The 11,652-nt window shown below is 61.3% G+C and carries 11 protein-coding genes; 4 read left to right on the plus strand and 7 right to left on the minus strand.

What is annotated here, in order from left to right; genetic code table 11:
* The first annotated feature begins 342 nt into the window (after window positions 1-342).
* Both glgA and NW857_RS06775 read left to right on the plus strand, forming a co-directional pair.
* On the plus strand, window positions 343-1,893 hold the full coding sequence (glgA, locus tag NW857_RS06770) for a glycogen synthase GlgA (protein ID WP_414336905.1): 1,551 nt from the start codon (window positions 343-345) through the stop codon (window positions 1,891-1,893).
* 44 nt (window positions 1,894-1,937) lie between these two features.
* Window positions 1,938-2,555 carry a hypothetical protein gene (locus NW857_RS06775; RefSeq protein ID WP_414334486.1) on the plus strand — a complete coding sequence of 206 codons (618 nt, stop codon included), beginning with the start codon at window positions 1,938-1,940 and terminating at the stop codon, window positions 2,553-2,555.
* Here the strand turns inward: NW857_RS06775 and rsmD are convergent.
* From rsmD to NW857_RS06795, 4 genes are all read right to left on the minus strand, one after another.
* Window positions 2,552-3,103, minus strand: coding sequence for a 16S rRNA (guanine(966)-N(2))-methyltransferase RsmD (gene rsmD, locus NW857_RS06780; protein ID WP_414334488.1), 552 nt, complete (start codon window positions 3,101-3,103; stop codon window positions 2,552-2,554). The genes NW857_RS06775 and rsmD overlap by 4 nt on opposite strands.
* A 9-nt stretch (window positions 3,104-3,112) precedes the next feature.
* Window positions 3,113-4,000 carry a Sll0314/Alr1548 family TPR repeat-containing protein gene (locus NW857_RS06785; RefSeq protein WP_414368410.1) on the minus strand — a complete coding sequence of 296 codons (888 nt, stop codon included), beginning with the start codon at window positions 3,998-4,000 and terminating at the stop codon, window positions 3,113-3,115.
* Between the two features lie 62 nt (window positions 4,001-4,062).
* A complete protein-coding gene (locus tag NW857_RS06790) occupies window positions 4,063-4,824 on the minus strand; it encodes a HEAT repeat domain-containing protein (RefSeq protein ID WP_414334518.1) in 762 nt (253 codons plus the stop codon).
* A gap of 445 nt (window positions 4,825-5,269) precedes the next feature.
* Window positions 5,270-5,818, minus strand: a complete 549-nt coding sequence (locus tag NW857_RS06795) for a DUF4079 domain-containing protein (protein WP_414334492.1) — start codon at window positions 5,816-5,818, stop codon at window positions 5,270-5,272.
* A 202-nt stretch (window positions 5,819-6,020) separates the two neighbouring features.
* On the opposite strand from NW857_RS06795, the gene NW857_RS06800 reads away from it, so the two are divergent.
* A complete protein-coding gene (locus NW857_RS06800; RefSeq protein ID WP_414334493.1) occupies window positions 6,021-6,506 on the plus strand; it encodes a phycobilisome linker polypeptide in 486 nt (161 codons plus the stop codon).
* A 474-nt stretch (window positions 6,507-6,980) separates the two neighbouring features.
* Window positions 6,981-9,110: a polysaccharide deacetylase family protein gene (locus tag NW857_RS06805; RefSeq protein WP_414368412.1), complete on the plus strand. Its 2,130-nt coding sequence runs from the start codon at window positions 6,981-6,983 to the stop codon at window positions 9,108-9,110.
* A 2-nt stretch (window positions 9,111-9,112) separates the two neighbouring features.
* Here the strand turns inward: NW857_RS06805 and NW857_RS06810 are convergent, their stop codons facing one another.
* From NW857_RS06810 to NW857_RS06820, 3 genes are all read right to left on the minus strand, one after another.
* A complete protein-coding gene (locus tag NW857_RS06810; protein WP_414368414.1) occupies window positions 9,113-10,288 on the minus strand; it encodes an alpha-D-ribose 1-methylphosphonate 5-triphosphate diphosphatase in 1,176 nt (391 codons plus the stop codon).
* Window positions 10,269-10,964: an ATP-binding cassette domain-containing protein gene (locus NW857_RS06815; protein ID WP_414334497.1), complete on the minus strand. Its 696-nt coding sequence runs from the start codon at window positions 10,962-10,964 to the stop codon at window positions 10,269-10,271. Before NW857_RS06815 ends, NW857_RS06810 begins: the two co-directional genes overlap by 20 nt.
* Window positions 10,965-10,968: 4 nt before the next feature.
* The coding region (locus NW857_RS06820; protein WP_414368417.1) for an ATP-binding cassette domain-containing protein at window positions 10,969-11,652 on the minus strand (684 nt) is incomplete at its 5' end.

Consider the following 11,652-nt stretch of genomic DNA (forward strand, 5'->3'; position numbering starts at 1 on the left):
CTGTCGCGCTTGAGCCAGTCATCGACGATGTCGAACCATCCTCGCTCCTGGCGTACGCGCCCTACCGCGATGGTCATAGGACGATCTTCTCCAGAAAAAAGACAACCGATGAAACCAATAAAGTGCAATGCAGCAGCGCTCATAGTATTTCTGAGCGGCACTGTCCTTCTATCTTACGAAAAATTAATAAATTGCAACACCTTCTCAGGATAAGGCTCTGCCCCGGCTTGGCCGGCATAGGGATCCCTTGTGTTTTAGGATGGGGAGGGTTTTGGCCGAGGGAACTGGGCCGGGAGCCGTCCGCCTCAGCAAGACAAAGGTCATCGCGATAGGGAGGGCATTGTGGTGCAAGCCAGGATTTTGTTTGCAGCGGCGGAGGCAGCACCCCTGGCAAAGGTGGGGGGCATGGCGGATGTGGTGGGATCCCTGCCCGTCGTTTTGCGCAAGCTGGGGCAGGATGTGCGCATCATCATGCCCCTGTACGGGTTTCTCTGGGACAAGTTCGGCCCGGAACCGGAGCAATATCCCCGCTCCAAGGATCCCATCTGGTCCAAACAGGTCATGGGCCAGGTGGCCGATATTTACGAAAGCGTTTTGCCCGGCACCGATGTGCCCCTCTACCTGGTCAGCCACTATTGTTTTGCCCCCCACCGCATTTACTACGGCGAGGACGAGTTCTGGCGCTTTACTTTTTTTGCCAACGCCGTGGCCGAATTTGCCTGGACCTACTACCCTTGGAAACCCAACATCATCCACTGCCACGACTGGCACACCGGCATGATCCCGGCCTGGATGCACCAGGCTCCTGACATCGGCACCGTCTTCACCATTCACAACCTGGCCTATCAAGGGCCCTGGCGTTGGCAACTGGAACGCATGACCTGGCTGCCCTGGTATTTTTCCGCCCACAACACCATGGCTGCCGGGATCCTCTATGCCGACCAGGTGAATACGGTTTCGCCCACCTATGCGATGGAGATCCGCACCCCTCTGCATGGAGAGGGCCTACAGGATCTGCTGGCCTGGAAAGGGGAGCGCCTGCGGGGGATCCTGAATGGGATCGACACCGAGCAGTTCGATCCCCGCACCGATCCCGCTCTCGAGGCCAACTTCAGCGTTGATGATCTGAGCGGTCGGGCGGTGAACAAAGCTGCGTTACAGGCCCGCCTGGGCTTGACCGTCAACCCTGACGTATTCCTGCTGGGCATGGTGGCCCGTTTGGTGGAACAGAAAGGGATCGACTTGCTCATCCAAACCCTGGATCGCTTTTTGGCCTATAGCGATTCACAATTTGTCTTGCTGGGCAGCGGCGAAGCCTACTACGAGGGGCGGATCCGGGAGATGGCCGAGCGGCACCCGGGCAGAATGGCCTATCAACAGGGTTACCAGCCGCAACTGGCCCAGTTGATCTACGGAGGAGCCGATGCCTTTTTGATGCCCAGCCGCTTTGAACCCTGTGGCATCAGCCAGATGATCGCCATGCGTTATGGGTGTGTACCCATCGTCCGCCGTACGGGGGGGCTGGTGGATACCGTCAGCCATCATATTCCCAGCAAGGGAACCGGCACCGGCTACTGCTTTGATCGCTACGAAGCCCTGGACTTCTACACCTGCTTGGCGCGGGCTTGGGAGGCCTTTCAGCACAAAGACACCTGGCAGGCGCTGCAAAAGCGGGGCATGGCCACCGATTTCAGTTGGCATCGCTCGGCGCTGGAATACCTGCGCATGTACGAGCTGATTATGAACTTGCCGCTGAGGCCGGAAAAGACCTCCTCTCAGGCTCAACCCGCCCCATCCCTGCCCAGTTCCACTCCCGCCAAGGCTGCGCAGCCACCTCCTCGGCAACCCCTGGCTGAGGGGATCCCTGAGCTGCAGCAGAGCCACGCAGAGTGAGGTAGAGTGGAACGGGTCAACGAGGTTTTGAGGGTTACCTGCCAATGTTCGGACGACGTCCCGCTGTTGTCGGCCAAAGTCGGCGCCAAGAGGCCGCTGCCCAGGGGCTCAACCTTCTGCGCCGTTCTTGGGCGCGGCTGGCTTTCGGCTTGTTGCTCGGCCTTGTCCTGGGCGCGGGCTCGAGTCTCTGGGCCACGGCTCAAGAGCTGCCCGCCGGACAGCAGCTCGTTCCCAACCCGCAGCAGTTTCGCGCTCTCGAGCAACCCAGCAATGCCCTCAGTGTGTTGCGAGCTGAACAATTGGCCGCCGAAGCCGATGCCGCCATCCAAGCGCAAAACTACGACCAGGCCATCCAGCTTCTGCAACAGGTGTTCGACGCCTACAACCAGCGCTCCAACTACCACCAAGATCTCTCCCGTGCCTTCGCCGGGATCCAAAACCGCATCTCCGAAGAGCAGCGGGAGCTGGCCCGCGTTGCTGCCCAGGCTCGGGATCAGGCTGCCTACGATTTGGCCGTGGTCTATCGGGCTGCCGGACGTCCTGAGGAGGCCGTGGGCTGGTTGATCCAGGTCATCAAGAGCCAGACTCCAACCCGGGAGCTGGGCACCCAGGCCTACCAGCAGCTTCTGGAAATTGGCTTTGTCAGCACTCCCTTCCCCTAGCGCTGCTCTTCCAGCTTGCGATAGAAAGCCAGCGCCGTTTGCCCATAGGCCCGCTGGTCAAAGCGCAGCAGGGATCCCATCTGGTCGGGTAGCTCCTGGCCGCTGCGATGCTCGACGATCAAAGTTCCGCCTGGCTTGAGGAGGGGCGGGATCAGCGGCAGCAGGGGGGCGTACAGACCCGCCGCGTAGGGAGGAGCAAAGTAGACGTAATCAAAAGGCTCCAAACCCAGCCCTCGGCTGAGCAGCTTGCGGGCATCTCCCTGGATCACCTGAAAAGCTTGCCCCGGCTGGGCCACCTTGGTCCAGTTGGCCTGGATAAGGCGACAGGCAGAGGCGGCGATCTCGATCCCGGCCACAAAAGCAGCCCCCTGGCACAGGGCCTCTGCCCCCACCGTACCGGCCCCACAGCAGAGATCCAGCCAGCGACAGCCTTCCACCTGCCCTCGCAAGATGTTGAACAAGGCTTGCCTCACCCGCCCAGGGGTGGGTCGAGTACCCAGGCCAGCAGGGGTCTGGAGCGCCCGTCTGCCGCTGATGCGCAAGCCCATAGGCATCTATCAAGGGGTAGGTGTGGCAGGCAACTGGCCGGTCAACCCGCTGCGCTGGGCGGCGCGATCCCGTTCCATCTGGATTTGCGACACCAAAGCTTTAGGCAACTGGGCAGAAGCCTGCAGAGCTTGATCGAAAAGGGGGACAGCCTCCCGGTCTTGCCCCTTGGCAACCAAAATTTGCGCCTTGAGGTAGTAGAGCTCCGGGTTGTTGCAGGAAGCAGCAATGGCCCGATCCACCGCCTCCAAGGCCTCGTCAAAGCGCTGCATATCCCGATAGGCCAGAGCTTGGCCGCGGTAGGACAAATACTCAGGCGCCGCCAGGCGAAATTGATCCAACGCCTTCTCCCGGTAGGTCAGCAGCAAATCCATATAGCCGTTGAGAAGATTCAACTCAGGGTCGCTGCTGTCCACAGCCTGGGCGGCCCGGATGGACGCAAACAATTGGTTGAGGGTGGGCAATGCCTTGGGCAAGCCGAGCACCACCCCCTCCCGCACCACGATGTTGGCCGCCTCCAACCCATAGCCCACCCCCTCATACAGGTTGCCGCGCAAGGGATCCGTCTTTTTCATCTCGGCGGCCACCTGGCGGGTTTGGGTGGCCAACTGGGCAAAAGCATCCAGATCCCCCTCTTGGTAGGCCAGCGCCGCCAGCAAGGCATAGACCATCGGCTCGTCGGGGGAAGCTTTCTTGGCTATTTCCAGCTTCTCTCGGCTCTGGCTGTAGCGGCCCGCGCAGAAGAACTCCTCAAACGCCGCAGCCACTTCCGGGCTGATGGGGCGGGCATTGGCCCCGCTGCGAAACGGATCCTGGGCCCAAACCGGCAAGGCGGATCCCCATACCCAGCACAGGATCCCCACCAGCTTGGCCCCTCTGCTGAACTTGTCGCTTCTCATCCTCTGTGCCTCAACACCCACTGGGACCGGTCTAGCGAATCGGCGCGTGCTTGACCTGCTCTTCAGCGCAGCAGTTGCGCAATCGCAGCAATGGCCGCATCCTGAACCAACTCGTTGGGCTCGTAGGCCAGCAGATCGTGTAAGGGATCCAGAGCGCGCGGATCCCCAATTTGGCCGAGGGCGCGGGCTGCTGCCTCCCGCACCACCGGTTCTCCATCCGCAAGCTTGGTCAGCAAAGCCGGCACCGCCTCAACCGCCCGCATTTGCCCCAGCTGGTAGATGGTTTGCAGTTGGGCCTCCAGGGGAGTTGCTGCAACCGTGGGAGCCGAGCTATACACAGAGATACCTGAAGAGCTGCCATAGGAGTAGCCGCTGCCCGCCATCGAGATGGCCGAGAGAGCCTGCAGCGCCTCTAGGGCACGATATCGCTCTGTCTCGCTCATCTGAGGCAGTTGGGCCACCAGATCATCAAAAGCTCGCTGTACAGGATCGGCAGCCTGGTGGGCAATGCGGGTTAAGTGGCGGTCAGCCTGTACCTGCTGCCAAGACTGAAACGCTGCCAGACCTGCCACCACCAAAGCCGCATCGGCCAAAACAGCCAGCAGCGCCATTCCCCCCCAGATCTTGCTGCGACGGCTGAGCTTTCGCATCTGCTTATCCACGTAGCTAAAGGCCTGGTGCTGCCGTTCCCAGAAGTCGGGGGCCACCTGCAGAGTTTGGGCACTCAGATCGGGAGACAGAAGGTTTTCCTCGCGGGCTACCTCCAAGCTTTGTAGCCTTTGGTTCAAGCGAGAAAATTGTTTCGTCCAGAGCCAAGTAAACATCAAGTCACACCCTCCCTCCAAGCTTGCCCATAGCGGCTGGTGCTGTCACTCGGTGTCAGGCAAAGTTTGCCGACCCTTCCCTGCCATAAAGGTGAACTTATGCGCCAGGATAGCAAAAGCACCGGCTCCCCACCACCCAGTCTTTAACTTGAACTTGGGGTTGCAGGATGTCACTCATTGTAGACAGGCCGGCGAAGGGTGCCGACCGCGTCAGCGGGACGGAGTCCTTGGGGTTGACCGTACTTGCGTGAGTGCTAAGCACCACTTCGCGACCGAGGGAAGCCGCAGTCTTCCCTTCTCTTTTGAGCAACAAGGGGAGTGAGGACTTGACGAGCTTGGGGGGGAACAAGCCCAAAGGCTACGGGCTACTATGCCTCATAGTTTGGCCGGAGCACTCTGGGGTTTACAGGCATCACGATGTCTGAGTTCCCCAAAGGTCTGTAGATTACAAGGACAAGCCCAGCTTGACTCCAAGCAGGGCATGGACCAGTAGCACACACAGGATGAAGCTGCCCACATAGGCATGGGTGGTGCGCAGGGCCTCGCGGTTGCCCCCAAAGCCGCTGAGAGACAAAGCGCCATTGGCCGCCAACAACAGCAACACCAGGGATCCCGTCCAAAAATGGGGGCTGCTCAGCAGGGGCTGGCCCTGCATGACCAAGGAGAGAAGGCCGCCGGTGTAGCCCAAGGCAATGAAGGTGGCCATCCAGGGAGCCAATTTGCGGTGATCCAAGAGCGGCTTTTGGGCCGATTCCGGCAGGGATCCCTCTGGCGTTGTGGAGGCGGCTGCCAGGCGCAAGACCCGCCCCCGCCAACCGGTCAGGCCGACGAAGCTGCCCATGACCACCACCACAATGCCCATCATCAGAGGATGTCCCCATTGCACAATGGGCTGGGGCAGGTTGAAGCCGGCAAAAAACTGGGCCACTGGCTGCAAGGCAGCCGTCAACTCATCCGAAGTTGCCGACAGATCGGGCAGAGCCACACTCAGCATAGGGATCCCTCCACCTTTGGGACAACTACAACTTTTTAACCAGTCTCCTTAACAAATCTACAACAAACCCACCTTCGATGACAGATGCCGGTGGAAAGCTTCAGGGGATGCAGCCGCAACGGTAAAATGTCTAGCGGTGAAGCCGTGGTCGGCCACAGATCCTCGGCTACCGCCTGCTAACGAGCAAAACGGAGTTATTCACATGGCCAAGTTGTTGTTGGGGGATCAATCCTTTGAAGTCGAGCTGCTGACGGATGTGCCCACCAATTGGCCTGGAATTAAAGTCATGTCCAAGGGAGCTAAGCTGGATATCCCGGCGGGAACAGTGGTGAGGGTGGAGTCAGAAGATGACCATGTAACCGGCTCCTACAAGGTGGTTTATCGTTTGGCTCCCGCCTATCCCCGCAGTTGGCGGCTGCTTTTGGAGCGGGAGAGCGCGGCTCCTGCACCTCAGGCGGAAGCGGCCCCAGCCGCTCAGGTCGCCCCCTCGGCGGCCTCGTCCCTACCCAACAGCGACAAGATTTTCACCCTCAAAGTGTCCGGTTTGGTGGGAGGGGGCGTGCGCAAGAGCGTTGTCGAGTACAAAGTGCCCTTCAGCCGCCTTTCTCAAGAAGTGAAGCGCATCACCCAAAGGGGGGGCAAGATCGTCAGCATTACAGAGTCCAATCTGTTGAGCAACCTTGAGTAGGGCCCAGCTCCCCCTCTGGGGTCTGTCTCCAAGGCTGCCGATCCAGGCCCCTTCAGCCCAAGCGGCTTTGACGGGCGCTCCCTGCTGTTTTTCCGGCGGCGATTGCATGGGTATCCCCAATCGGAAGAGAGGGGTGGTAGTCTGGCGTTGGTTTTGCCCTTGTCTGGGGGTAGGCTTTGGGTGGGAAAAGGCATTCCAGCAAGGGCTCAACTCTTGCGCTTGAGCGCCGATAACACCATCGGGAGTGGGGAGGAGGTCATGACGTCTCGGCAGCATCCGACGCGCTTGGGAGGGTCGATACCCCAAGGCAATTCAGGCTCCAGATCGACAAGGGGATCCCAGCCGTACTCCTCGCCCACTCCACGACAAAGCCTTTCCGATTCCTCTCGGCATGCGCCGGCAAAGTCTCGACCTAGGGTGCTCCCCTTTCTAAACTTGCTGGTGATCCTGCTGGGATTTGGGACCGGCGCCCTGGTGGCCTGGGCAACCGCTCATCCCAACTGGGCCAGCCGCCTGCCGGCGCTCTTGCCGCCTCTGGCCGAGATCCCTGCCCCCCGCGCCCAGGCCAAGGCAGCCCAACAGCGCCCGCCCCTCCCCCAAGAGCCGCAACTGCAGCGGGATCCTTTTGCGTTGGATCCCTTGGCCAGCCTCTCCTACGTGCCGGCCATCATGTACCACGACGTGGTGGCTGGCCGCAAAGAGGTCTGGTTTGACACCACAGCGGCGGAGCTGCGGCAGCACTTTGAGGCCATCAAGCAGGCGGGGCTGACCCCCATCCACATCGACCAACTCTACAAACACCTGCGGGACGGGGATCCCTTACCGGAAAAAGCCATCCTGCTCACCTTCGACGACGCTTACCTGGGCCTGTACGAGAACGCCTACCCGCTGCTGAAGGAGTACAACTACCCTGCCACCTATTTTGTGCAGACCGGCTTTGTCGGCGTGCCCACCAGCAAAGACCACTTCACCTGGGATCAGATGCGGGAGATGGATGCCAGCGGGCTGATTGACTTTGCCGCCCACACCGTCAACCATCCCCCCGACCTGCGGCTGCTGGACGATGCCCGCCTGCGGCGAGAGGTGTTGGACTGCAAGACCAAGCTGGAGCAGGAGCTGGGCCACCCCATCCACTACTTCGCCTATCCGGAAGGCAATCGGGACGAGCGGGTGAAGCAATACCTGGCGGAGGCGGGTTACTGGATGTCCTTTACGATGGATCCCGGCTTTACGGGACAGTCGCCCAACTTGCTGGAGGTGCGCCGCTTTAACCAGTTTCGCCTCACCGAGGCCATTATCGGCGCCCGCACCTTCACCCTTGGCCGCAGCCCCGACTACTGGCTGGATGGGACGCAACCCTTGACCCTGACCGATGAGGTGATCGACAGGGTGCGGGTGCTAACCATCCGCGGCGGACGGGCAGCTACAGTGCACGCGGAGCGGCGCTACGAGGTAAGAACCCTAGTCCAGCGCTACCAGGCCGATGCCGGCATTAACGGCAGCTTCTTCTCCATCCCTTGGATTAACTCGGCCAGCAACGTCATGGTGGGGCCAGTGATGGCCGCCAACCACAAGACTTTCATCCCCGGTCGCCCCGAAGACGACAAGGTGGTGCGCGGTCGTCCCCTGGTGCTGCTGGGCAGGGATCGGCTGCGCTTTGTACCCTTTGATCCCGACACCATGACCCAGCTCGACAACCTTCGCCAGCTCATGCCGGATGTCACGGACTTGTTTGTGGCGGGCTTGTGGCTGGTCAAGGATGGCCAGGCCCTTTCGCCAGCGGAGATCGACTCGTTTCGCCTCTCCAGCGCCGCCGAGTTTCGCCCCCGCGCCTTTTTTGGCGTAGACAACCAGGATCAGGTGGTGATCGGGGTTACCAAAACCCACGTCAACGCCGCCATCCTGGCCAGCCTATTGCCCAAAATCGGGATCCGTGAGGCGGTGCTGCTGGACTCTGGCTTCAGCACCTCACTGGTCTACCAAGGGGAGATCCTCGCCACCGGCCATGCCGGCCCCAACCAGCCCAGCCGCCCTGTCCCCCACGCCATTTTGCTCTACGACCTAACCCGTCTGTGGAGGGAGGATCCCCGCCCGCAGGAAAGGGCCGCTTCCACAACCGATCGGGTGGAAGGGCTGGTGCAGCTTCTGCCGGCTAGCGACCAAGATGCAGCCAAAGCCTACCTGAACAGCGTTCTGGCCGGCCAGCGCACCCTCAAGCGGGGGGAGCGGGGCCCGGCCGTGGTGGCGGTGCAACTGGGCTTAAGCCGCCTGGCCGCTCAGCAGGGACGGCTGGATCTGCTCCCCTCTGGCCCTGATGGGGTATATGGCAATGAGGTGGCCCAGGCAGTGGCAGAGTTGCTGTTGGCCGAACCTGGGCTGGGCGAGACGGGATCCCCGCAAGCGATCCCCACTCCCCTGGTGGCGGGAACGGCAACCCCATCCAGCGGCGGGGACGCCATCGATGCTCAACTGCTGCAACGGCTGCTGGAGCGGGTTAATCTCGCCCCGGCCTCTGTGTTGGTGGATACCCGTCTGGAGCGGCCAACTTGGCCTCTGGAGCACAAGCCGACCCGGAAGCTGCTGCCGAGAGCGGCTCTAGAGTAGAGTTAGGGGGCCTCGACTCTGGACCCAACTCCTTGGGGATCCAGCCCTCCCTGCCAACCTAGGCCATTGCGGAGAAAGACAGGTCTGCCGGCAACAAACACGCCCATAACCCGGAAGGGCTTCTCCCGCAAGATCACCAGGTCGGCCCTCAGCCCTGGGCAAAGAGCCCCCCGATCCTGGAGGCCAACGGCCTGGGCGGGGTTGCGGCTGACCAAGGCTATGGCCTGGGGCAACTCCAAAGCCTGCTTCTCCGCCAGGGCAAAGGCAGCTCTTAGCGCAGTAGCCGGCGAGTAGTCGGTGGCCAGAGCACCTAGGGATCCCGCCTTCAGGGCTTGCAGGGCGGAGAGATTGCCCACATGGGAGGATCCCCTAAGGGCGTTGGGGGCCCCCATGACCACCAGCAAGCCCAACTGTTGGGCTTCGCCAGCGGCGTCCAGCGTGACCGGGAACTCGCTGACCTTTACGCCTAGCTTGGCCATCAACTGAACCTTGTCAGAGGAATCGTCGTCATGGGAAGCCAGCGTGACTCCCCGCTCTTTTGCCTGCTGGGCCAGCTCGGCAAGGGCAGGGAGAACTTCTAGCTGGGATGGGTTCCTGAGGCTGGCGGCAACCTCCTCAGGCTGCTGGCCCAGGTGACGGGCCATATAGCGAACGTAGTCTTCTAGGGTCGGGAACTGGCCTTGGCCAGGCGTGTGATCCATAAACGAAAGGAGATCCACCCAACCTTGGCTGAGGGCGTGGCGAACGGCTGCTGCTCCCAAGGGGCGAGAGACTTCGTAGCGGGCATGGATCCGCAAGTCCAGCGACAAATGGGAACGCAGGGCAACCAATTGCTCGGCCAGGGCCAAAGCGGTCTCCGGGCTGCGCCAACCGGGCAGGCCCTCCCAAAAGGACAGGGTGACAAAAGCAGTGGTCATGCCTGCTGCCAGAGCTCGGTTTTCCCAAACCTCCAGGGCCATCTCGGCAGCCAACTGTACCCCTGGCCGCGGCTCCAGCTCCGGCTCTAGGCTGTCGGCGTGGAGATCGATGACGCCAGGGACGAGGGTTAACCCCTGTAAAGGGATTCCTTCGTCCACCTGCCCTTCTCGAATCTCGGCAATCCACTCCCCCTCCAGCCGCAGGGATCCCAGCGGGAGCACTTGGTCAGGGAGAACCAGCTTAAGTCCGGACAGCCACATCTTGCTTCTCCTCCAGGTGGTAGGTTTTGTCCACCAAGCCCGCCACGTCTTCTGGCGAGTGGAAAACGCCAACAAGCGCAGTTCCCTGCTGCTTCAGAAGGCGAAGGCGCTCCCGCAGAGCTTTCCTGGCCCCTGCATCCAAGCTGGCCGTGGGCTCGTCCAGCAGCAGCAAGGGATAGGGATGAATGAGCGAGCGGGCCAGGTTGAGCTTTTGTTTTTCGCCCCCAGAGAAGCCCGTGGGGAAAGCCTCCAGTAACTCTGGCTTCAGGTTCAGCTCCAGGAGCAACTCTGCCGCCCGCTGCCGTGCTCGGCTTTCTTCTACACCTCGCCACAGCAGCGGCTCCGCCACCAGCTCCAGGGCGGTGGTGCGGGGTCGGGGATCCAGAAACTGGCTGACATAGCCGATGTGCTCCCGCCGGATCCACAAGATCTCGCGATCCCCCAAACGCGCCAGATCCACCCTTCCGCGAGGAGTCTGCAGAAGGATCTGCCCCCCTGTGGGACAGTAGCTGCGATAGAGCGTCCGCAACAGGGAAGACTTGCCGGCGCCATTGGGGCCCTCTAGGAGCAGCAACTCCCCTGCTTGTAGGGAGAAGCTCACCTGTCTGAAAGCCAGAACCTCCCGTCCCAGCCGGTGCAGGAAAAACCGCTTTTCCAAATCGATAACTTGCAGCATCTCTCTACAGCCTTGCGGCAACCAAATCCTGAGTAAAGGGGTGGCGGGGATCCTCCAGCACTTGGTCGGCGAGGCCTTCTTCTACCACCTCTCCTTGGTGCAAAACCACAATGCGATCCGCCAATGCCCGTACCACCGAGAGATCGTGGCTAACCAAAATCAGACTCATCCCCAACTGCCGCTTGAGGCGGCGTAGGGTGTCCAAGAAGGTTGCCTGCACCAGCAAATCTAAGCCAGTCGTTGGCTCGTCCAAGAGGATGGCCGTTGGCTCTTGAGCCAAGGCTTTGGCAATCTGCACCCGCTGCCGCTCCCCTCCCGAAAGGAAAGTAGGCGGATCCCCAGCCCGCTCCAGGGGGAAGTCTGCCCTCTCCAGAGCTGCCTGCGCTTCCTTTTGCAAAACTTCAAATCGCCGTTCCCCCTTGAGCACAAGGGGCTCAGCAACATTGGTTAGGGCGGCAAAGCCCATGCGCAGGGCCTGGGCAGCTTCTTGATAAACCATGGCCAAGTGACGCCGCGCCGCAGGTCGCTCATAGGGAGAAAGCGACAGCAGATTACACCCCTCCCAGCCGGGGATGTTGAGCCAGTATTCCCCTTGCGCCGTCTCCTGGAGGTAGAGAATTCTCAAAAGGGTGCTCTTGCCGCTGCCAGAAGCCCCCACCACCCCCAGCACCTCCTGGGGATAGAGCTT

Source organism: Synechococcus sp. H55.9 (assembly GCF_047462355.1).
Lineage (GTDB): Bacteria > Cyanobacteriota > Cyanobacteriia > Thermostichales > Thermostichaceae > Thermostichus.

Bases quoted from the DNA above. Each gene is read 5' to 3' on its own strand.
- NW857_RS06775 (WP_414334486.1), top strand. From the start codon at position 1,938: ATGTTCGGACGACGTCCCGCTGTTGTCGGCCAAAGTCGGCGCCAAGAG.
- rsmD (WP_414334488.1), bottom strand. From the start codon at position 3,103: ATGGGCTTGCGCATCAGCGGCAGACGGGCGCTCCAGACCCCTGCTGGC.
- NW857_RS06785 (WP_414368410.1), bottom strand. From the start codon at position 4,000: ATGAGAAGCGACAAGTTCAGCAGAGGGGCCAAGCTGGTGGGGATCCTG.
- NW857_RS06790 (WP_414334518.1), bottom strand. From the start codon at position 4,824: ATGTTTACTTGGCTCTGGACGAAACAATTTTCTCGCTTGAACCAAAGG.
- NW857_RS06795 (WP_414334492.1), bottom strand. From the start codon at position 5,818: ATGCTGAGTGTGGCTCTGCCCGATCTGTCGGCAACTTCGGATGAGTTG.
- NW857_RS06800 (WP_414334493.1), top strand. From the start codon at position 6,021: ATGGCCAAGTTGTTGTTGGGGGATCAATCCTTTGAAGTCGAGCTGCTG.
- NW857_RS06810 (WP_414368414.1), bottom strand. From the start codon at position 10,288: ATGTGGCTGTCCGGACTTAAGCTGGTTCTCCCTGACCAAGTGCTCCCG.
- NW857_RS06815 (WP_414334497.1), bottom strand. From the start codon at position 10,964: ATGCTGCAAGTTATCGATTTGGAAAAGCGGTTTTTCCTGCACCGGCTG.